We start from the raw sequence: 21,715 nt of genomic DNA on the forward strand, positions 1-21,715 counted from the left end.
GCTGGTGCGTTGCCCCCCAGATCGAACAGCACGGTTGCTCGCCGCATTCCACGTCGGTGTGTTGCCGGGCGGTGAGCATTCGGTCTCTTCACCTGCGGATGGTCAGGATTCAGGACCCCAGGGGTTCAGATCCACAGCGCTACAGGTCGAGGATGCCGTCGCGCAGTGAGCGAAGCGCGTGCTGGACGGCGCCCACGGAGACCACGCCGGCTCCGAGCTCGGAGCGGACGAGCTCTGGCACCGGCAGGTGCAGGAGCGCCGGCAGCTCCTCGCGGGCCGCCGCGATGAGGCCGTCGGCTCCGGGTGCGACGCCGCCGGCGATGATGACCCGTTCGGGATCGAACAGGCTGGCCACGAGTCCGACGATGCGCGCGAGGACGCCGCCGACTTCGGCGACGATGCGGAGGGCATCGATGTCGCCCTCGTTCGCCGCCTCGAGGACGAGCTTGCCGTTGATCTCGTGGGGTGGGACGCCGAGCAGGGCGCTGTTCGGCGCCACTGCGTTCTGCTCGACGGCTGTCCGCGCGAGGCGTGCGGCGCGAAGCCCCAATCCGTCGACACCCTCCGCTCCAGCGACGAGGTCGAGGCCGAGCATCTCACCGACCCCGCCGTGCGCGCCGCGCAGCAGGCGTCCGTCGACGACGATGCCAGCGCCGAACCGCTCGCCGCTGAGGAACGTGACGAAGTCGCTGCAGTCGACGCCTCCTCCCACGCTGCCCTCGGCGACGGCCGCGAGCAGGGCGTCGTTCTCGACGCGGATGATCGGGACCTGGTCCTCGAAGACGGTGGCGAATTCGGGGTTGGTGCGCTGCCAGAACCCCTCGACGTGCGCGGGGGAGGTGCCGCGGGCGTCCACGGGCGCCGGGACACCGACACACAGGGCGGCCACCTGATCGATGGTGTGCCTGGTCGTCGACAGCTGGTCGGTGACGACCTTCCGGAGGAGCGCTCGCCGGGTCTCAGGGGAGTCAGCGCCCGGGTCGACCTCGACCTGGCCGGAGCTGATGGTGATGCCGCGGAGGTTCGACACAGTCGTGGTCAGGTGCTCGCGTCCCGCGTCGACGCCGACCACGATGCCAGCGTCGGCCGTGAACTCAAACCGCCTAGCCGGGCGCCCCTTCTGGTAGCTGCCGTCCTCGCGGGCATTCGGCAGCTCGGTGACGAGGCCGCAGCCGGCGAGCTCGTCGAGCAGGTCGATGATCGTCGACCGAGTGAGGCCGATGCTCAAGGCCTCGGTTGCCGTGAACGCTTTTGAATCCCATGCGTACTCGAGCAGCAGCTGCAGGTTCGCGCGCTTGAGGGGCGCTGGGGTGGCGGGGAGTCTGAACACGGTGTTGACCTTTCGCTGGCCGTCGGCTTACATTACCTCCAGTAGTAAATTTAGACACAAAATTTAGTGTTCGTTTCAATGTCTGGCCTCCCCGAATCTCCCTAGGGCTGCCAGCTCAGCCCAAGGGACAATGACGTGCCATCACCATCGAAACGCTTCCGGCCCCGCACCCTGCTCCGCGCCCTCGTGGCCGCGCTTGTGCTCGTGCTCGCTGGCTCCGGCCTCGTGGCCTGCAGCAGCACCGGCCCGACCGAAGTGCGCTTCTTCCTCAGCAAGCCAGAGGCCATCCCGTACTTCCGTGAGCTCATCCAGGACTACAACTCCTCGCAGAGCGAAGTTCGCGTCGTGCTCGACACCTCCTCGAACCTGCAGGCCGGCTTCCTGCGGGGCAACCCGCCGGACCTCGGACTCCTCAACTACAACATGGAGATGGCTCGGTTCATGGAGCGCGGCGCGCTCTCCGACCTCTCCGACCTGCCTGAAGCAGACCGCATCCTGCCGGAGATCCAGAACCTCGTCGATCAGTACGCGAGCTACCCGGGTCGCACGAGCGTGCTGCCCTACTCGGTGATGGCCGCGTCCGTCATCTACAACAAGGACATCTTCGAGGAGCAGGGCCTCGAGGTCCCGACGACCTACAGCGAGCTCATCGAGGTCTGCGACCAGCTCAAGGCGGCGGGCATCGACCCCTTCTACGCGACTTTCAAGGACCCGTGGACTGTGAGCCAGGGCTGGTTTGACTACACCGTGGGTGGCTCCATCGACGTCGCCGGCTTCTACAACGAGCTCAACGAGCTCGGCACGGACGTCGGCCCGGACTCACCAGTCTCGTTCAAGTCGACCATGACCGACTCCGTCACCCGCATGACTGAGCTCTCCAGCGAGTACACGAACGCGGACGCCGGCAGCCGGGGCTATGGCGACGGCAACGTGGCCTTCGCGGAAGGCAAGGCCGGCATGTACCTGCAGGGCCCGTGGGCGCTCGGCGAGATCGCTAAAACGAACCCGGATGCGAACCTCGGCATGTTCCCGCTGCCCATGACCGAGAATGCCGACGACCGCGAGGTGCGCGTCAACATCGACCTCGCCGCCTGGATCCCCGAAGCCTCGAAGCACAAGGAGGAGGCGCGCGAGTTCCTGCAGTACCTCTTCCAGCCGGACATCATCAACGCCTACAACGCCGCACAGCTCGGCTTCGGGACGACGGTCGACGCCGACCCGGTCACCGACCCGCGGCTCGTCGAGCTCCAGCCGTACTACGAGAGTGCCGCCTTCTACCAGGGCCCGTCAAAGGCGATTCCACTGACGATCCCCACCGAGAACTACATGCAGGGACTCGTCACCGGGGGAGCGAGCGTCGAGTCGACGCTCAGCACCCTCGACGCCGACTGGGCCCGCCTCGCGCTGCGCCAATAGATCCGCTCATGGCAACGGCCAGCACCACTCGATCACGAACCGGAATGGAGACAACAGTGTCGACCACCACCGAGGCGATCCGCACCGACGAAGCCCAGCGGGCAGGCAAGAAGCTCAGGCCGCGCAGCACACGTCGAGTCGACCGGGTCTTCTACCTCTTCCTCGTCCCGACGCTCGTGCTGTTCACGATCGCAATCACGATCCCCGCCGTCATCGGCATCTTCTTCAGCTTCACGAACTCCATCGGCTTCGGCGAGTGGAACTTCGTCGGCGTCACCAACTACATCGCCATGTTCGGCGACCCCGCCATCTGGCAGAGCTACGGCTTCACGATGGGCTTCGCGGCCGTCACCGTGATCCTCGTCAACGTGCTCGCGTTCCTCCTGGCGGTGGGGCTCGTGGCGCGCATCCGTCTCAAGGCCCCGCTGCGCACCGTATTCGTGATCCCCATGGTCATCTCGGGAATCGTCATCGCGTTCGTGTTCAACTTCCTGTTCTCCAACGCGGTTCCGGCCCTCGGGCAGAGCCTCAACATCCCGTGGCTCTCGGAGAGCATCCTCGCGAACCCCAACCTCGCCTGGATCGGGATCGTCATCGTCACGGCCTGGCAGGCGATTCCCGGCACGCTGCTCATCTACATCGCGGGCCTCCTCGCGGTGCCCGGGGACGTGTACGAGGCCGCCGAGCTCGACGGTGCGACGAAGCTGCAGCAGATGCTGCAGATCACGCTGCCGCTCGTCGCGGGCTACGTCGTCATCAACGTCATCCTCGGGTTCAAGAACTTCCTCAACGCCTACGACATCATCGTCGGCCTCACTGACGGCGGCCCGGGCACGTCGACTCGAAGCATCGCCATGACGATCTTCACCGGCTTCAGCGGTGGCGACTACGCCTACCAGATGGCCAACGCGACGTTCTTCTTCGTGATCGTCGTCGTCATCTCCCTTCTCCAGCTCCGCCTCACCCAGGGAAAGAACCAACTCTGATGGCCCTTCAGCAACCCATCGTCGGCCGCGCCAGCTTGGCCCCGGCGAACAAGAACTTCGGCGGGCGGAACCGATGGTCGACGACGATCATCCTGCTTCTGTGCGCCGTGACCGTGCTCATCCCGCTCTACGTGACCGTGGTGACCGCCTTCAAGACGACGTCGCAGGCCGTGAGCGGCAACGTCTTCGCGCTGCCGGCGCCGTTCAGCGTCGACGGCTTCGTCGAGGCCTGGAACCTCACGAACTTCCCGCAGGCGTTCGGCGTCTCCGTGTTCATCACGGCGGGCACGGTAGCCGGTGTGATCCTGCTCGCGGCGCTCGCCTCGTACGCCATCACGCGCAACTGGAACCACCGCTTCTTCCGCGGGTCGTTCTACTACCTGCTCGCGGCGATGTTCCTGCCGTTCCCTGCTGTCGCGCTGCCGCAGATCCAGATGAGCGGGCTCTTCGGCCTCGACAACCCGGTTGGCGTCATCATCCTGCACATCATGTTCCAGCTGAGCTTCTCGATTCTGCTCTTCACTGCGTTCCTGCGGTCGATCCCGGGTGAGCTCGAGGAAAGCGCGCGCATCGACGGGGCCAGCACCTGGCAGACGTTCTGGCGGGTCATCTTCCCGCTGCTCGCCCCGATGAGCGCCACGGTCGGCATCTTCGCCTTCCTCGCGTCCTGGAACGACTTCATGATGCCGTCGCTCATCATCTCCGACCCGGCGATGCAGACGCTGCCCGTCGTGCAGAAGATCTTCCAGACCCAGTTCAGCAACAACTACAACGTCTCCTTCGCCTCCTACCTCATGGCCATGGCGCCCGCCCTGATCGCCTACCTGTTCACGCAGCGGTGGGTCATGGAGGGCGTCACGCAGGGCGCGGTCAAGGGCTGAACGCATCCCCAGCCGGCGCCTCCTCCCAAGCAACGCCTCTCTCATCCCCAGACCACCAACAACCCCAAGGAATGCTTCCACTATGAGTTCGACCCTCACGGCAGAGACCGACCGCCTCACCCGCTCCCACCGGCCCGACGCCGACTGGTGGCGTCAGGCCGCCGTCTACCAGATCTACCCGCGCAGCTTCGCGGACGCGAACGGCGATGGACTGGGCGACCTGCCCGGCATCACCGGGAAGGTGCCGTACCTGCAGAGGCTCGGCATCGATGCCGTCTGGCTCAGCCCCTTCTACCCTTCGGAGCTCGCCGACGGCGGGTACGACGTCGCCGACTACCGGAACGTGGACGCGCGTCTGGGCACGCTGGACGACTTCGACGTCATGGTGTCGGCCCTGCACGGCGCCGGGATCCGCGTGATCGTGGACATCGTGCCCAACCACTCGTCGGATCAGCACGCGTGGTTCCAGGCTGCCCTCGCGGCGGGGCCAGGGTCGCCGGAGCGCGACCGCTACATCTTCCGTGACGGGAAGGGGCCGGATGGAGCCGAGGCGCCGACCGACTGGGAGTCGGTGTTCGGCGGACCGGCCTGGCACCGGGTCGAGGACGGCCAGTGGTACTTCCACAACTTCGCGGTCGAGCAGCCCGATTTCAACTGGGCGAACCCGGAGGTGCGCGAGGACTTCCTGCACACGCTGCGCTTCTGGTCGGATCGCGGCGTCGACGGCTTCCGCATCGACGTCGCCCATATGCTGACGAAGGACCTCAGCGGGGAGCTGCCCTCGAAGGCTCAGCTCGACGCGCTGCCCTTCGATGGGAACCACCCGATCATTGATCGCGACGACGTGCACGAGGTGTACGCCGAGTGGCGCAAGGTGTTCGATTCGTATGACCCGCCGCGTACGGCGGTCGCGGAGGCGTGGGTTGAGCGTGACCGTCGGCCGCGCTACGCGAGCCCGGAGGGGCTCGGGCAGGCGTTCAACTTCGACCTTCTCGAGGCCGACTTCGAGGCGGCGCAGTTCTCGAGCATCGTCGCGGACAATCTCGAGCTGGCGGAGCGTTCCGGTTCGTCGACCACCTGGGTGCTGTCGAACCATGACGTGGTGCGACACGCGACCCGGTACGGCCTCCCGCATGCGGAGCGGAACGAGAAGGGGCACCCGCTCGTGAAGCACGGCTCGGAGTGGCTGCTCTCTGGTGGTGCGCGTCCGACGCTTGACGCCGAGGGTGGTTTGCGGCGTGCTCGCGCGGCGACGCTGTTCACGCTCGGGCTGCCGGGTTCGGCATACCTGTATCAGGGTGAGGAGCTCGGTCTTCACGAGGTCGCCGAGATCCCGGACACTGACCGCCAGGATCCGACGTTCTTCCGCAACCCGGGAGTCGACATCGGTCGCGATGGCTGCCGTGTTCCCCTGCCCTGGGTGGCCGAGGGCCGGTCGTTCGGCTTCGGGGAAGCGGATGCGCACCTTCCTCAGCCCGAATGGTTCGGTGCGTCGGCCGTCGAGGTGCAGGATGGTGATGCGAGCTCTGCGCTCGCGCTCTACCGCCGTGCGCTTGCGCTCCGTCACGAGTTGCAGAGCGGGGAGCACCTCGAGTGGCTGCCGAGCGATCGGGGTGACGTTCTCCGGTTCGCACGCCCGAACGGGTGGGAGGTCGTCACGAACTTCGGCGCAGAACCCTTCGAGCTGGGCGCCGACGCCGAGGTTCTGCTGCGCAGCGACCTCGGGGATGGCACGACGCTGGCGGGGGAGACCACCGCCTGGGTGCGCCGCCGCGGGTAGCCAGCCCAGACTGCCACTGTGGCGCGCCCCCTCTCGACCAGGGAGTGGGGCGCATCTCAGTGCAGGGCATCGTCGGGTCAGAACGGTGGTGTCATCGGCAGGTGCCCGAGCCTCGACGATGGGTCGTCGGATTGTCGCGGTCCTGGTTCGCGGTCCGGGTTCGCGCGAGGTCGCGCGAGCTCATCCGTCGGTCTGAAGAGCTCGTCGGTTGGTGTGAAGATCACGCCGTGTGGTTCGGGTCTGCTGATGTAGATCTTGCCGCTTGGTGTGGTCCATTCGAGGACGCCGCCGCCGAGTTGTCTGACTTTCCAGGCGGTGTGGTGTTTGACGATGTGGTGGTTCTTGCAGAAGTCGCTGAGGTTCCAGACCGCGGTCTTGCCGCCGTGCTGGTAGTCCTCGGTGTGGTCGAGCTCGCACCTCACGGCGGGTTGTCGGCAGCCGATGAAGCGGCAGTGGATGTCGCGGGCCTGCAGGAAGGCGCGCATCGCCGCGGTGGGCTTGTAGGAGTCGACGGCCTGCACGGCCCCGGTGATGGGGTGCGTGAGGACGCGGAGGAAGGCTGGTGCGGTCGCGGCGAGGCGTTTCGCGTCCTCGATCGGCATGGGTGTCATCCCGTCGAGCATCGCGGGCGCCCGGCCCGGCTGGTCGCTGGCGGAGTCGCTGTCGGCGAGTACCGTCGTGATCGGGATCGAGAGCTGCACGTTGGCCTGGATGCCGGCGGCCGCGGAGTTGCCCATCGGGTCGCTGGTGAGGAGCACGTCGGCGACGACGTCGGACATGACCTCGTTCAGACTCCGCTCGTCCAGGGCCGGGGCACTCTCCGCCCCGCTGTCGACACCACTGTTCAGCTCAGACGCAAGGGCAGGGTCATCGCCTGCGCGAGCATGGTCGACGGCGGCCCCGAACGCACTCGCGGATTCGGACGCGGAACTTGCCGACCCCGAGCCGTCTTGGTCTCCGGGCTTCTGGCGCGCCTTGATGATCGCGAGCGCCTGCTTCCGCACCCGGTCGCGGATCGCGTGCGCGACGAACGTGTCCGTCGTGACCCGGATGATGCTCATCCCGTCGCCAAGATCTTCGACCGTCGCGCGGCGTTGCCGCCTCGCCCGCGCGTGCCGCTGATCGATGGACTCGCCGGTCAGCTCCTCCGCGACCCGCTCCGCCGCCTTCTGCACCGCCCGAGGTGGCAACGGCTCGCGCCGGATCCGTTCGAGCATCACCTCCACGAACAGCGCCCGCCGCTCCGCTTGCTCGACCGGATCATCGTGGTTCACTTTGAACCCCACCTCGACGAGCTTGTGCACCTGCGCGGGCGTCACGACGTTCTCGTCCAACGCGACCGCCAAAGCAGGGAAGTCCTGCTGCGTCATCGACGCGAGCGCCAGCTGTCCCTGCGTCACCCCGCACGATACCTGCATGACCAGCGCCACCTCGTTCGCGATGGACCGCACGTGCATCGCCGACTCCGCGCACCCCTCCGCCGCATCCAAGGCGTGGCCGAAGTCGTACGCCGCAGCGTGGGCCCGCAACTGCAAGGCAGCCCCTGCCGCGATCATCGCCGCCGCCGCCTCCACCATCGCGAGGATCTCCGCCCGCCGCGCAGCAACCGAGGCCGGGTCCGCGGGGTCGAACCCCGGATCCGAAACGTCGGAGGAGCGGTGCTGTTGCATGTCCCCAACGCTACGGACAACCACCGACATTCTGCAGATTCGCGGATAACTTTTCTTCGGACTGAGGTTCCCGTGAAGGGAGGCCCGTGGTCGTTGCACAGGAATAACGACGAGGCGACGAGTCGATCGTCGTCTCGGTAGGCCCACCTCGTGCGCTGATCAGAACGCAACCGCATCCACCGGGGGTCTTCTTCCCCTTCGATACCCGAGCGCGTCTCGCATCTACCCGCGTCCCGGCTCCGCCAGCACCTCCCGCAGCGCGGTCAGCATTCGCTGGGCCGCGAGGCGCCCGTTGTTCGGGTCGATCGCGTGGTGGGCGGCCATGCACGCTTCGTGCAGCCTGCCCTCGTCGACTCCTGCGGGCAGGCTGATCTCCCAGTCGACGCCGAATGGCTGCTCGGGAACGCCCGCGTGAGCGAGGTATTCGGCGGTCGCCTCATGGATGAGCGCGCGGATTTCGTCCGTGGCGGGCTCGAGCGGGTGCCCGTCTCGGCTGTGGGTCGGGTACGTCGCCGGTCGCTGGGACACGTACTCGGGGCCAGCCAGGTAGGCGATGAGCGCCGTCCACCCGTTCAGGTCGAGGTGCACACGCGTTCCTGCGCGTGTGCTCTCAGTCGGGAAGTCGCTCCACTTTCAGGTTGGCAGCTCGGGCTCGGCAGGCCGGGACGCCTCATCGGCGAGGAGCGACTCGGAGAGCTCCCACAGGCGCCGCGCGGCAGTCTCGTCGAGCGCGTGGGCGACGACGCCGTGCACCCCGTCGACGATCTCATCGACCACTTCCGCCGGGCGGCAGTCCTCGTAGTAGGCGGGCGTGCCTGGTCCAAGCGTCGCTCGTGTCGCGACGAACACCGAAGTCGCGGCGCCCTGCTCCGGGGTCTTGGTCGGGAATCGCCGCTTCATGTCGGCCAGCACCTCCGGGTCCCAGTGCCGCTGAAGGTTCGTCCAGATCCCACCCGGCATGAGCGCCGCCGCCGCGATGCCGCGGTCCGCCCAGCGTCTGGTCGCCTCGAGCGCGAACAGCACGTTCGCGGTCTTCGACTGGCCGTAGGCGAGCCCGCGGTCGTAGGCATCCCGCACGAAGAACGGGTCGTCGAAGCGGATGCCGCTCGAGGCGTGGCCGCTCGAGCTCACGGCCACGATGCGCGCGTTTCCCGCCTCGGTGAGCGCGGGAAGGAGGGCGTTGGCGAGCGCGAAGTGCCCGAGGTGGTTGACCGCGAACTGCAGCTCCCAGCCGTCCGGGGTGCGGAGCTCCGGGGTGTGCATGATCCCCGCGTTGTTGATGAGCAGGTGCAGGGGTCCCGCCCAAGTTGAGGCCAGCTCACGCACCGTGGCGAGGTTGGCGAGGTCGAGGTGCACTACCCGGATGTCGTCGTTGCCGGTGGAGGCTCGCAGCTCGGCTGCAGCACGCTCGCCCGCCTCGGTGTCCCGCACGGCGAGCGTGACGTGCGCGCCCGCCGCCGCGAGCGCCCGGGCCGTCTCGACGCCGATCCCGGAACTCGCCCCGGTGACGAGCGCCGTCTTGCCGCTGAGGTCCACGCCTTCGACCACTTCGAGGGCGGTTGATGCTGCGTCGAACGTGGGGGAGTCCGCTTCCGTCATGGTCTGTTCCTACCAGTTCAGCGTTGCGGATCCCTGGTCGGGCCGTCAGGACTGCGCATGAGGGACGGCCACGACGCGGACGCTGCCCGCTGGCACTGGATCGTCCGACCAGGCCGACTCTCCCGTCAGCAGGTCATGCCCCGAGATCCCGGCCCCCGCATCCTGCACCCCATGGTTGATCTGGAACACGTAGTCGACGCCATCACCGCGGCGCACGACGCTCTCGACGTCGCCGAGGGGGGAGTAGTCGACCGCCGCGCCGTCGAGCACCCGGGTCACGAAGCCGTCGAGGTCGGTGCCGTCGAGCGCGGTGGCGAGGTACCAGGCCGTGCCGTCGCCGAAGCTGTTCTTGGTGACCGCGGGGCGGCCGATGCCCGGCCCGTCGGCGAACTCGGCGACGCTCGTGGCGCCCCGCAGCTCGATGTCGTCGCTCCAGACGCGCCCGCGCGCACCGTCGCTGAGCGTGACCTGCTCGCCGGCCCGCAGGGGCAGGAACTCCTCGATGACGAGGCCGAGCACTTCACGGAGCTGGCCGGGGTAGGGGCCGGTGGGGACATCGTCGTTGCTCGACACGATGCCGGAGAAGTAGGAGAACGCCAGCGTGCCGCCCTGCGCCGCGTACTCGCGCAGGTTCGCTGCCGCGTCGTCCTCGATGAGATAGAGCGCGGGGGCGAAGACGACGTCGTACCCCGTGAGGTCGGCGGCGGGATGCACGAAGTCGACCGTGACCCCGCGGCGCCAGAGCGCCGCGTAGAAGGCCTCGATGCGCTCCTGGTGGTCGAGGTCGACCGAGGGGCGCCAGTCGAGATCCTGCGCCCAGAACGACTCCCAGTCCCAGGCGATCGCGACCCGCGCATCCACTCGCGAGCCGAGGACCGGCGCCAGGGCGGCGACGTCGGCGCCGAGCGCCACCGACTCCCGCCACTTGCGCGACGTCGCGCCGGCCTGCGGGATGAGGGCCGAGTGGAACTTCTCGGCGCCCCTCTGCCCGGCCCGCACCTGGAAGAAGAGCACCGCGTCGGCGCCGCGGGCCGCGTGGGCGAGGCTGTTGCGACGCATCTCGCCCGGTCGCTTCGCGATGTTGCGCGGCTGCCAGTTCACCGCCGACGTCGAGTGCTCCATGAGGATCCACGGCTTGCCCCGCGCGAGTGAGCGGGTGAGGTCGGCGGCCCGGGACAGCTGGATGTGGTTGTCCTGCTGCTCGGCGGAGAGGTAATGGTCGTTGGCGACGATGTCGACCTCGTCGGCCCACCGCCAGAGGTCGACGCTGGGGCACATGCCGGCCATGAAGTTCGTCGTGATCGGCTGCGAGGCGTGCTCGCGGATCGCGTCGCGCTCGGCCTTGAAGCACTCGAGCAGGGCCGCCGAGCTGAACCGCGCGAAGTCGAGGCGGTGGGCGGGGTTGCTTGCCGTGCCCGAGGTTCGCGGCGCATCGATCTCCTCCCAGGCGCCGTAGCGCTGACCCCAGAAGTTCGTGCCCCACGCCACGTTGAGGGTCTCGAGCGTCGCGTAGTGCTCCTGCAGCCACGCCTGGAACGCCGTGACGGAGGCGTCGTCGTAGCTCTCCGTGACCGGGGTGCCGTATTCGTTGTGGACATGCCAGAGCACAACTGCCGGATGCTCGGAGTAGCGCTCGGCGAGCTTCGCCGCGATCGCCGTCGCGGCGCGTCGGTACTCGGGGGAGCTCGGGCTGACGATGCCGCGCGACCCGAAGGCGAGGGGCATGCCGTCGCGCGTCACGGCTCTCGAGTGCGGGTACTTCCGGTAGAACCAGGCTGGCGGCGAGGCCGTCGGGGTCGCGAGGTCGACGTCGATGCCTGCGGTGTGCAGGAGGTCGATGATCTCGTCGAGCACCGCGAAGTCGTAGACGCCTTCCTCCGGCTCGAGGAGCGCCCACGAGAAGATGCCGATGCTGACGAGGTTCACGCCGGCGTCTCGCATGAGGCGGATGTCCTCATCCCACACCTCGCGGGGCCACTGCTCTGGGTTGTAGTCGCCGCCGAAGCGGACTGTCTGGCGGCCGGGCATCCACGTCGATGTCTTCACCCGAACGAGCTTACGTCATCGTAAACGAGGCACGCCATTGACTTACGAATGCGAAAGTGGCTGAATCGGACCATGACCGCAGTCGCGCACTCCGAGTACACCGCCGCCGCCGATCGATACGAGCGGATGCGCTACGCACGAGCGGGGCGAAGCGGGTTGAAGCTCCCCGAGCTCTCGCTCGGCCTGTGGCACAACTTCGGCCGCGAGCGGCCGGTCGAGACGCAGCGCGCGATCATCCGCCGCGCGTTCGACCTCGGCATCACGCACTTCGATCTCGCGAACAACTACGGGCCGCCGCCAGGGTCGGCGGAGGCGAACTTCGGTCGGATCCTCGAGGCCGACCTCTCCGCCCACCGGGACGAGATCATCGTGTCGTCGAAGGCCGGCTACGCGATGTGGCCAGGACCGTATGGCGAGTGGGGCTCGCGGAAGAGCGTGCTCGCGTCGCTCGACCAGTCGCTCGCTCGCCTCGGCCTCGACTACGTCGACATCTTCTACTCGCATCGCTTCGATCCCGAGACGCCGCTCGAGGAGACCATGGGAGCGCTCGCGACTGCCGTCACCTCCGGGCGCGCACTCTATGTCGGGGTCTCGAACTACGACCCCGCCCAGACGCGCGAGGCCGCGCGCATCCTGGCGAGCCACGGCATCCCGCTCACGATCCACCAGCCGCGCTACTCCATGTTCGACCGCCACATCGAGCGGGGCCTGCTCCCGGCGCTCGATGAGGTGGGAGCTGGCGGGATCGTCTTCTCACCGCTCGCGCAGGGCCTGCTCACCGATCGCTACCTCGACGGCGAGGTGCCCGAGAACTCGCGCGCTGCCACGTCGAGATTCCTCCCAGCCGCTGGCATCGACGACGAGTACCTCGCGCGGGCTCGCGCGCTGAACGAGATCGCCGCCGGCCGCGGCCAGACGCTCGCGCAGCTCGCCCTGAGCTGGGTGCTGCGCCACCCGCAGGTCACGAGCGCGCTCATCGGTGCCTCGAGCGTCGCGCAGCTCGAGCAGAACGTCGCCGCGTTGGATGCACCCGGGCTCACGGAAGCCGAGCTCGCGGAGATCGACCCACTGGCGGTGGACGGCACGGGCCAGTTCGCCAGGTAGGTACCGGCTGAGACGGTGCTCGGTCTCGTCGATCGCGTGCGTCTGACCGGCCCGTGCTGATCTCCCCCTGCCCCGTTCCCTGAGTGTCCGCCGAGAGCCACAGGAACTTTGTGACGCTCCGGCGTCGGCGCACGTCTCCTCTGTAACGCCCCCGATCGGTGCACACGCACCAGGGCTCGATCTCAAGGAGAACCGCACATGTCGAACGTCACCCCCAACACGACTGCCACCCCGAGCGTCGTCGCTCCGTCCAAGGCGGGCACGGGGTCCACTGACAAGAGTGTCGTTCCCACCAGCCGCACCGGCTCGGAGGTCGCAACCGGCCACGGCACGACGACGGTCGTCGACAGCGTCGTCGCCCGCGTCGCCGGCATCGCCGCCCGCGAGGCGCACGGCGTCTACGACCTCGGCGGTGGCGCAGCCCGCGCCATCGGCGCCATCCGCAACGCCATCAACGCCACCGACCAGGGCCAGGGTGTGAGCGTCGAGGTCGGTGAGACGCAGGTCGCCGTCGACGTGACCATCGTGGCCGAGTACCCGGTCGCGCTGCAGGATGTCGCCAACGGCGTGCGCGCCGACGTCATCCGTGCGATCGAGACGATCGTCGGCCTCGAGGTCACCGAGGTCAACGTCACGATCAACGACGTGCACCTGCCGAGCGACGAGCAGGACGAGCCGGCCGAAGCTCGCGTCCAGTAGCTCACACCGCCTCACCTCTTCAGCCGGCCTGGCCGCCGTTCGGTGGCCAGGCCGCGGCACTTAACCCCGCACGATCTCACCTCACCGAAAGCAGGCAACCATGTTCCTCCGCATCGTCACATTCGTGCTCGGAATCGTCGTCAAGAAGCAGAGCGCCAAGAAGAAGCGCGAGCAGCAGGCCGCGTCGCGCGCCAAGCAGTCGAAGCGCCCGAAGCACGGCAAGTCCGGGAGCGCTCAGCGGGGCGGACGCTCGAAGCGCGCGTCGTCGAAGCGCAGCCGTCGGCGCTGACCGAACCTGAGCCGATCCCGCCGAGCTGCCGCGCACCTCCAAAGGTCGGCGAGGTACTCCTCAACGCGGTCTCGCGCAGGTTCGCGCCCGTCAGTGGGGAAGTGGGCGTAGGGTCGGTCCGCGGTGGGTTCGGGGGCGCGTGTCGCGGTCGCGGACTGCGGACGACGCCTCACCGACATCCGACGTGCTAGGAGGGCAGCCCATGGCCTTGATCGACAACGGGATCTACGTGAAGGGGCGTCGGTGCTTCACGCCGGCAACACTCGACGAGACGTTCGAGAAGCTCCGCGAGCATGCGGGGATGGCCTGGATCGGCCTCTTCCAGCCAAGCAACCAGGAACTCGACGCCGTCGCGAAGGAGTTCGACCTGCATCCGCTCGCCGTCGAGGACGCACGGGTCGGGCATCAGCGACCGAAGATCGAACGCTACGGCAGCACCCTCTTCGTGGTCCTCCGACCAGCCTGGTACGTCGACGCCACCGAGACGGTCCACTTCGGGGAGATCCACCTGTTCGTCGGCCCCGAGTTCGTGGTCACGGTCAGGCAGGCCGCACGCCCGGAGCTGGGCGACGTCCGGCACCGGATGGAGCAGAGCCCGGCGCTCCTCAGCCTCGGTCCCGAGGCGGTCCTCTATTCGGTGCTCGACCAGGTCGTCGACGGGTACGCCCCGGTGACCGCCGGTCTCGAGAATGACATCGACGAGATCGAGGACCAGCTGTTCGCGGGCGACGAGCGGGTCACGCGCCGCATCTACGAACTCCTCGGCGAGGTCATCAACTTCCAACGCGCGACGAGTCCGCTGCGAACCATCCTCGAAGCGCTCCTGCGGGGCGCCGAGAAGTACAACACCAGCGAGGAGATTCGCGCTCGCTACCGGGACGTCCTGGACCATGCGCTGCGCATCGCGGAGCGCGCCGACTCGTTCCGGGTGCTCCTCGAGAACGCCCTCACCGTGCACAGCACGCTGGTCACGCAGCAGCAGAACGAGGCGATGCGGGAACTCTCGGAGGCGAGCCTCGCGCAGAGCGAGGAGACGAAGAAGCTGTCGGAGCAGAGCATCGCGCAGAACGAGGAGATCAAGAAGATCACCAGCTGGGCGGCGATCCTCTTCGCGCCGAGCCTGGTGGGCACCGTGTACGGCATGAACTTCACGAACATGCCGGAGCTCGACGCCGAGTGGGGCTACCCGCTCTCGTTGCTGGCGATGCTCGGCCTGGCCGTCACCCTGTGGTCGGTCTTCAAATGGAGGAAGTGGCTGTAGTCGACGGCCGCGCTCGCGGACTCCGTCACGTCGGACGCGGCGGCCGGCACACCGATTCTCGGTTTCCCACTTCTCACACCCTCCCCGGATCCGTGTGCCAAGGAAGTTGCCTCGGGGAAACAGCAGCACGCACCCCGTGAAACATGCGGTTTCTACGCTCTGAGCATGTCAGCGACCGACCGTCGCCGTTCATCCACGGAGGAGCCAGCATGCGCACACCAAGTCGAAGCGACCGGGACGAGCTGTGATGAGCACGAAACATTTGCCGCACGGTGACGAAACATCCCAGACCTACGCTCGCGACATGCTCCCCCCGGCACCGCGCTCCCGTCACGTCGTGGTGATCGGCGCGGGCATGGTCGCGCACCGCTTCGTCGAGTCGCTGCGCTCGCAGGACACGGACCACGTCTGGGCGATCACCGTCATCGGCGACGAACCGTGGCGGCCGTACGACCGAGTCCAGCTCACGAGCACGTTCTCGGGCGTCGACCCGGCTGCCCTGGAGCTGGGCAGGCCGCTCATGTGGTCGCACCCGAACGTCACGCTCCGCACCTCCGAGACGGTCACGAGCATCCACCCAGGCACCCGCACGCTCGTGACGTCGCTCGGCGCGACCGAGCACTACGACGAGCTGGTCATCGCGACGGGCTCGTCCGCCGCGAAGCCGCCCATCGCCGGGGTGGATGCGCCCGGCGTCCACGTCTACCGCACCGTCCACGACGTGGTCGCGCTCAAGGCCGAGGTTGCCGAGTTGTCACAGCGGCTCGGTCGCACGGTCCGCGGTGCGGTCGTCGGCGGCGGCCTGCTCGGGCTCGAAGCCGCGGGCGCCATGGTCGCCCTCGGCGCGGAATGCACCGTCGTCCAGTCCTCCGGCCACCTCATGTCCGCCCAGCTCGACGCGGGCGGCGGCGAGTCGCTGCGGCTCCTCATCGAGCACCTCGGGGTGGATGTGCGCACCGGGTCCCGCGCCAGTGCGGTCGTGCTCGACGCCGACGGCCGCGCGGCGGGCCTCGACTTCCCGGACGGCGAGCCCGAGCTCGCCGACCTCGTCGTCTTCGCCGTCGGCATCACGCCCCGCGACGAGCTGGCTCGCGACGCCGGGCTGACGCTCGGCGCTCGCGGTGGCATCGAGGTCGACGAGGCGTGCCGCGCATCCGCCGCCAGCATCTGGGCGATCGGCGAGGTCGCCTCGATCGGCGGTGAGTGCTTCGGCCTCGTCGCCCCCGGCTACTCGATGGCCGAGGTCGTCGCCAACCGGCTCACCGGCGGAGCGGCGACGTTCCCCGGCGTCGACCTCTCGACGAAGCTCAAGCTCACGGGGGTCGACGTCGCGAGCTTCGGGGACGCCTTCGCTGAGTCGCCGGGCGCGCTCGAGGTCACGTACGCCGACCCGGTCGGCGGCGTCTACAAGAAGCTCGTCATGTCGGACGACGGCAAGGTGCTGCTCGGCGGCATGCTCGTCGGGGACGCCTCGGCCTACACCTCGCTGCGCCCCATGGTCGGGCGCGAGCTCGGCACGGACCCCGCCGCCTACCTGCTGCCCGCCGACGGCATGCCGGAGGTCGGTGGCGACCTGCCGGACGACGCCACGGTCTGCTCCTGCAACAACGTGTCCGTCGGCGCGGTGCGCGGCGCCGTCACCGACCACGCCTGCACCGACCTCGCCGGCGTCAAGGCCTGCACGAACGCCGGCACCGCCTGCGGCTCCTGCGTGCCGCTCGTGAAGAAGATCTTCTCGACCGAGCTCGCCAAGACGGGGGTCGAGGTCAGCAACGCCCTCTGCGAGCACTTCGCGCTCTCCAGGGCGGGGCTCTTCGACGCCGTGCGCGTCACGGGCCTCTCGACCTTCACGAGCATCATCGAACGCCACGGCAACGGCGGACGCGGCTGCGACATCTGCCGCCCCGTCGTCGCCTCGATCCTCGCCTCGCTCGGCAACGGGCACATCCTCAAGGGCGAGCAGGCGGCGCTGCAGGACACCAACGACCACGTCATGGCGAACATGCAGAAGGACGGCACCTACTCGGTCGTCCCGCGCATCCCGGGCGGCGAGGTCACCCCCGACGGGCTCATCGCGATCGGGGCCGTCGCCAAGGAGTACGGGCTCTACACGAAGATCACGGGTGGCCAGCGCATCGACCTCTTCGGGGCCCGTATCGAGCAGCTGCCGGAGATCTGGAAGAAGCTCATCGATGCCGGCTTCGAGTCGGGCCAGGCCTACGGCAAGGCCCTGCGCAACGTGAAGTCGTGCGTCGGCTCGACGTGGTGCCGGTACGGCGTGCAGGACTCCGTTGCGATGGCCATCTTCCTCGAGCTCCGCTTCCGTGGCCTCCGCTCGCCGCACAAGCTGAAGTTCGGCGTCTCCGGATGCGCGCGCGAGTGCGCCGAGGCACGCGCGAAGGACGTCGGCGTGATCGCCACCGAGAAGGGCTGGAACCTCTACGTCGGCGGCAACGGCGGCTTCACGCCCCGCCACGCGGAGCTCCTCGTGGAGGACCTCGACGACGAGCAGCTCATCACCGCCATCGACCGATTCATCGGCTACTACATCCGCACCGCCGACCGGATGCAGCGCACCGCGCGCTGGATCGAGGACCTCGACGGCGGCATCGACACGCTTCGGGCTGTCGTGCTCGAGGACAGCCTCGGCATCGCGGCCGACCTGGACGCCATGGTCGCGAACCACGTCGACAACTACAAGGACGAATGGCAGGAGGCGCTGAACGACCCGGAGGTCATGCAGCGCTTCGTGTCCTTCGTCAACGCGCCCACCACGCCTGACCCGTCGCTCGGCTACGTGCCGGAGCGCGGCCAGCTCCGCCCGGCCAACGAGGCCGACCGAAGCGCCGGAACAGTAATCGCAGGAACAACCCTGGAGGTCCGACGATGACCATCGCACTCGACACTCGCAGCGCCACCCGCGAACGCCCCTCCGAGGACGCCGGCCAGCACTGGATCGCGGTCTGCCCCCTCGACGCCCTCCACCCCGAGCGTGGCGTCGCCGCAATCCTGGACGGCACCCAGATCGCGCTGTTCCGGCTCCGCGACGAGCGGGTCTTCGCCGTCCAGCAGGCAGACCCGTACTCGGGCTCGCAGGTCATGAGCCGCGGCCTCGTCGGCTCCAGGAGCGGACGCGTCACCGTCGCCTCCCCGATGTTCAAGCAGATCTTCGACCTTGCCACGGGCGAGTGCCTCGACACCGTCGGCAAGGATGCGCGCACCCTCACGACCTACCCGGTGCGCATCGACGACGACGGCACGGTCCTCGTCGACCTGAGCCTGCGCCTTGAGGGAAGGCAGACGCGATGAGCACGCTCGTGGCCCTCGACTTCACCGGCCGCGACGTCCTCATCGTGGGGGCAGGGGCCGTCTCCGCGAGACGCGCCCAGAAGTTCGTCACGGCCGGCGCATCCGTCACCGTCGTGGCCCCCGAGCTCGGCGGCACGCTCGGCGGTCTCGTCGCCGACGGGCTCGCGACCTGGCTGCAGGAGCCCGTGCAGGCACACCACCTCGACGGAGCCTGGTTCGTGCACACCGCGACGGGCGACAGGGCCACCGACCTCCTCGTCGCCGAGTGGGCGAACGAGCGCCGCGTGTGGTGCGTGAACGCGAGCGACGCCTCCGCCGGCAGCGCCAAGACCCCGGCGACCTCTGATGCCGGGGCCGTCGAGATCGGCGTCGTCTCCAAGGAGGGCGCCGACCCGCGCCGCAGCCGCCTCATCTGCGACCAGCTCGCCGAAGGGCTCCGTGCCGGCCACGTCGACCTGCGCAGGCACCGACCAGGTGCCGGCAGGGTTGTGCTCGTCGGCGGGGGACCGGGCGACGCCGACCTCATGACCCTCCGCGGGCGGCGCGCGCTCGCGGAAGCCGACGTCGTCGTGACGGATCGCCTCGGCCCGCGCTCCGTGCTCGCCGAGCTCCCCGCCGAGGTCGAGATCATCGACGTCGGCAAGCAGCCCACCCACCACCCCGTGCCGCAGGAGGAGATCAACCGCATCCTCGTCGAGAAGGCCCAGCAGGGGCTTGTCGTCGTGCGGCTCAAGGGCGGCGACCCGTTCGTGTACGGGCGCGGCGGCGAGGAGGTGCTCGCGTGCAACGCCGCAGGCATCGCCGTCGAGGTCGTCCCCGGCATCAGCAGCGCCATCTCGGTGCCCGCGGCCGCCGGCATCCCCGTCACGCACCGCGGCGTCGCCAACTCCTTCCAGGTCGTGACCGGGCACCAGCGCCTGGGCGCCGAGCTCCTCCGTTCCGTCAAGGGCGACACCTGCACGCTCGTCGTGCTCATGGGCGTCTCAGCGCTCGGCCGCATCTGCGAGGAGCTCGTGGATGCGGGAGTGCGCGACGACATGCCCGTCGCCATCGTCGAGAACGGCCACACCCCTCGCCAGCGCGTCACGAGGGGAAGCCTGCGCACGATCGACGCCACGGCGCGCAACGTCGGTGTCGCCAACCCCGCCATCATCGTCATCGGCGAGGTCGCCCAGTTCGGCCTCCTGCAGGCGACACGGTCGCTCCAGGAACAGGACGCGCTGTCAGCATGAGCCCCGAACCCGCGAGCAGGGCGCGCGGCCGCGCACCCCAGGAACAGCACCTGGCCGGCGTCGTCGTCGTCGTGACGAGCGACCGCCGTTCCGGTGAGCTCGCGACGGCGCTCGAGCGACGCGGGGCCATCATCCGCCACTCGCCGTCGCTCAGCATGACCGCGGTCGAAGACGACGCCGACCTCCTCGACGCGACGAAGCGCGTCATCGCCGACCCGCCCGACATCGTCGTCGCGACGACGGGCGTCGGCTTCCGCGGCTGGATCGACGCGGCGGATGCACACGGGCTGGCCGAGGATCTCGTCGCGGTGCTCGCCCGCGCGCGCATCGTGGCGAGAGGCCCGAAAGCGCGCGGGGCGATCCAGGCGGCGGGGCTCAACGCCGACTGGGTCGCCGAATCGGAGACCTCGGCGGAACTCGCCCAGTTCCTCCTCGCCGAGGGAGTCGAGGGCGCCCGCATCGCCCTCCAGCACCACGGCTCGGGAGCCGACGGCCTCGACGAGCAGTTCGCGGTCGCGGGCGCCGACGTCGAGAGCCTCATCGTCTACAAGTGGGGGCCGCCAGCCGACCCTGCGCTGCTCGCTCGCTGGGCGCTCAAGGCGGCAGACGGCGAGGTCGACGCCATCGTCTTCACCTCGGCTCCCGGGGTCTCCGCGTGGCTCGGATCCTTCGCGGACGAGTCGGGTCCGGCAGACGGCGACGACGCGCTTGACGTGGGGACTTCCGGAGCCCTCGAACGGCTCAAAGCACGCTGCCGTGACGGCTCGCTGGTCACCGTCGCGGTCGGCCCCATCACCGCGGCGCCCCTGCGGGCCGTCGGCATCGAGCCCGTCGTGCCGAAGCGCGGACGACTCGGCGCGCTCATCCGCGAGCTCATCGAGCACTACGCCCAGCGAGCGGCCGAGGGCATCGAGACCGAGGCTGGCCGCCTCTTCCTCCGCTCGAGCTGCGCCGTCATCGGCGACGACGTCGTCGAGCTCTCACCCGGAGCGCTGCGCGTGCTGCGGCTGCTCGCCGGCAACCCGGGTGGCGTCGTGAGCCGCGAGCAGATCCTCGCTCGGCTGCCCGGCAACCCGACGACCAACCATGCCGCCGACGTCGCCGTCGCGCGCCTCCGTGAGTCGTTCGGCGACCGGGCCATCGTGCAGACCGTCGTGAAGCGCGGCTACCGGCTGCGCGTCCGCGCGACGTGAGCGGGCAGCGCAACGTGACCGAAGCCCGCGCGATGTCACGGCCCCGCGTGACCGTGCACGCCGACGGACGAGCATCAAGAACGAGCATCAGGACAGAGAGCGAGCACCGAATGAACGAGCAGCACCCGCGGCAGACGATCCTGGTGGGCGCATCCCACGGAACCGACAACACCGAAGGTCAGGCCGTCATCCGCGAGCTGCTGCGCCGCGCGCAGGCGATGCGGCCGAGCGTGCAGGTCGTCGAGGCGTTTGTCGACGTGCAGCAGCCGAGCCTCGTCGAGGTGCTCGCCGGACTGCCCGCCGACGCTGATGTCGTCATCGTGCCAGTGCTGCTCACGGTCGGCTTCCACACGCAGGTCGACATCGCGGAAGCCGCGGCCGCCCGACCCGGCACCTCGGTCGCGGCGCCCCTCGGACCGGACCCCAGACTCTCGCAGCTGCTGTGGGACCGGTTCCTCGAAGCTGGCGGCAGTGCCGACGACGGGGTCGTCATTGCCGTCGCGGGCTCCACGGCGGCCGCCGCCGTGCCCCGCTTCCACGAGCTGCGCGAGCAGTTCAACGCCATCGGCGGCGCGGATGCGGTGCTCGGCTACGGAGCGGCCCTCGACCCGCGCGTGCCAGCGGCGGTGCAGCTCGCTCGAGGAGCGGCTGGCGTGCGCCGCGGGGGAGGCGCCCCGGCGCGGCGGGTCAGCATCGCGAGCTACCTGCTCACCCCCGGCTTCTTCCACGACCGCGTCACCGAGGCGGGCGGCGACATCGTGGCGGCACCCCTCGGCGTCGACGACCGCATCGCGCACATCATCCTCGAGCGCTTCGACGCCGTCGTCCCCGCCGCGGCCCCCGTCTGATCGCACTTCTCACAGCCCCGCGGCGGGGACGAGAGGGAAAAGAAACCAGAACGCACCGCACGAGCCACGGGG

At 69.0% G+C, this 21,715-nt stretch carries 18 protein-coding genes; 13 read left to right on the top strand and 5 right to left on the bottom strand.

The features are described from left to right. Nucleotides 1-139 precede the first annotated feature (139 nt). The gene (locus HDC34_RS07420) at nt 140-1,330 is read right to left on the bottom strand and encodes an ROK family protein (RefSeq protein ID WP_179556416.1); all 1,191 of its coding nucleotides are present in this window, start codon (nt 1,328-1,330) and stop codon (nt 140-142) included. A 135-nt stretch (nt 1,331-1,465) separates the two neighbouring features. On the opposite strand from HDC34_RS07420, the gene HDC34_RS07425 reads away from it, so the two are divergent. From HDC34_RS07425 to HDC34_RS07440, 4 genes are all read left to right on the top strand, one after another. Further along, nucleotides 1,466-2,746 (top strand): extracellular solute-binding protein, encoded by a 1,281-nt coding sequence (locus tag HDC34_RS07425; RefSeq protein ID WP_308471454.1) that lies wholly within the window; start codon nt 1,466-1,468, stop codon nt 2,744-2,746. Between the two features lie 56 nt (nt 2,747-2,802). Then, nucleotides 2,803-3,732, top strand: coding sequence for a carbohydrate ABC transporter permease (locus HDC34_RS07430; RefSeq protein WP_374757223.1), 930 nt, complete (start codon nt 2,803-2,805; stop codon nt 3,730-3,732). After that, nucleotides 3,732-4,613, top strand: coding sequence for a carbohydrate ABC transporter permease (locus HDC34_RS07435; protein WP_179556418.1), 882 nt, complete (start codon nt 3,732-3,734; stop codon nt 4,611-4,613). The genes HDC34_RS07430 and HDC34_RS07435 overlap by 1 nt, the downstream gene beginning before the upstream one ends. An 82-nt stretch (nt 4,614-4,695) precedes the next feature. Further along, nucleotides 4,696-6,393 (top strand): alpha-amylase family glycosyl hydrolase, encoded by a 1,698-nt coding sequence (locus HDC34_RS07440; RefSeq protein ID WP_179556419.1) that lies wholly within the window; start codon nt 4,696-4,698, stop codon nt 6,391-6,393. Between the two features lie 77 nt (nt 6,394-6,470). Here the strand turns inward: HDC34_RS07440 and HDC34_RS07445 are convergent, their stop codons facing one another. The 4 genes from HDC34_RS07445 to HDC34_RS07460 form a co-directional block, all read right to left on the bottom strand. After that, nucleotides 6,471-8,063 carry an HNH endonuclease signature motif containing protein gene (locus HDC34_RS07445; protein WP_179556420.1) on the bottom strand — a complete coding sequence of 531 codons (1,593 nt, stop codon included), beginning with the start codon at nt 8,061-8,063 and terminating at the stop codon, nt 6,471-6,473. Between the two features lie 222 nt (nt 8,064-8,285). After that, nucleotides 8,286-8,651 carry a DUF5956 family protein gene (locus HDC34_RS07450; protein WP_179556421.1) on the bottom strand — a complete coding sequence of 122 codons (366 nt, stop codon included), beginning with the start codon at nt 8,649-8,651 and terminating at the stop codon, nt 8,286-8,288. A 45-nt stretch (nt 8,652-8,696) separates the two neighbouring features. After that, nucleotides 8,697-9,662: an SDR family NAD(P)-dependent oxidoreductase gene (locus tag HDC34_RS07455; protein ID WP_179556422.1), complete on the bottom strand. Its 966-nt coding sequence runs from the start codon at nt 9,660-9,662 to the stop codon at nt 8,697-8,699. A gap of 45 nt (nt 9,663-9,707) precedes the next feature. Continuing rightward, entirely contained in the window at nt 9,708-11,690 is a 1,983-nt protein-coding gene (locus tag HDC34_RS07460; protein WP_179557125.1) for a beta-galactosidase, read from the bottom strand. 90 nt (nt 11,691-11,780) lie between these two features. Here HDC34_RS07460 and HDC34_RS07465 point away from each other — a divergent pair, with 90 nt between their 5' ends. The 9 genes from HDC34_RS07465 to HDC34_RS07505 all read left to right on the top strand — a co-directional run bounded on the left by HDC34_RS07465 (nt 11,781) and on the right by HDC34_RS07505 (nt 21,643). Then, nucleotides 11,781-12,812, top strand: coding sequence for an aldo/keto reductase (locus HDC34_RS07465; RefSeq protein ID WP_179556423.1), 1,032 nt, complete (start codon nt 11,781-11,783; stop codon nt 12,810-12,812). A gap of 198 nt (nt 12,813-13,010) precedes the next feature. Then, nucleotides 13,011-13,511 (top strand): Asp23/Gls24 family envelope stress response protein, encoded by a 501-nt coding sequence (locus HDC34_RS07470; RefSeq protein WP_179556424.1) that lies wholly within the window; start codon nt 13,011-13,013, stop codon nt 13,509-13,511. Between the two features lie 100 nt (nt 13,512-13,611). Continuing rightward, nucleotides 13,612-13,800 carry a hypothetical protein gene (locus tag HDC34_RS07475; protein WP_179556425.1) on the top strand — a complete coding sequence of 63 codons (189 nt, stop codon included), beginning with the start codon at nt 13,612-13,614 and terminating at the stop codon, nt 13,798-13,800. A 202-nt stretch (nt 13,801-14,002) separates the two neighbouring features. Continuing rightward, nucleotides 14,003-15,061, top strand: coding sequence for a magnesium and cobalt transport protein CorA (locus HDC34_RS07480; protein ID WP_179556426.1), 1,059 nt, complete (start codon nt 14,003-14,005; stop codon nt 15,059-15,061). A gap of 304 nt (nt 15,062-15,365) precedes the next feature. After that, nucleotides 15,366-17,951 (top strand): nitrite reductase large subunit NirB, encoded by a 2,586-nt coding sequence (gene nirB, locus HDC34_RS07485; RefSeq protein WP_179556427.1) that lies wholly within the window; start codon nt 15,366-15,368, stop codon nt 17,949-17,951. Further along, nucleotides 17,948-18,370: a nitrite reductase small subunit NirD gene (gene nirD / locus HDC34_RS07490; protein WP_179556428.1), complete on the top strand. Its 423-nt coding sequence runs from the start codon at nt 17,948-17,950 to the stop codon at nt 18,368-18,370. Before nirB ends, nirD begins: the two co-directional genes overlap by 4 nt. After that, nucleotides 18,367-19,602, top strand: a complete 1,236-nt coding sequence (cobA, locus tag HDC34_RS07495) for a uroporphyrinogen-III C-methyltransferase (RefSeq protein WP_179556429.1) — start codon at nt 18,367-18,369, stop codon at nt 19,600-19,602. Before nirD ends, cobA begins: the two co-directional genes overlap by 4 nt. After that, a complete protein-coding gene (locus HDC34_RS07500) occupies nt 19,599-20,795 on the top strand; it encodes a uroporphyrinogen-III synthase (protein WP_179556430.1) in 1,197 nt (398 codons plus the stop codon). The genes cobA and HDC34_RS07500 overlap by 4 nt, the downstream gene beginning before the upstream one ends. A gap of 110 nt (nt 20,796-20,905) precedes the next feature. Then, entirely contained in the window at nt 20,906-21,643 is a 738-nt protein-coding gene (locus HDC34_RS07505) for a sirohydrochlorin chelatase (RefSeq protein WP_179556431.1), read from the top strand. Nucleotides 21,644-21,715 lie beyond the last annotated feature (72 nt).

The sequence above is a fragment of the Pseudoclavibacter sp. JAI123 genome, assembly GCF_013409665.1.
GTDB lineage: Bacteria > Actinomycetota > Actinomycetes > Actinomycetales > Microbacteriaceae > Pseudoclavibacter.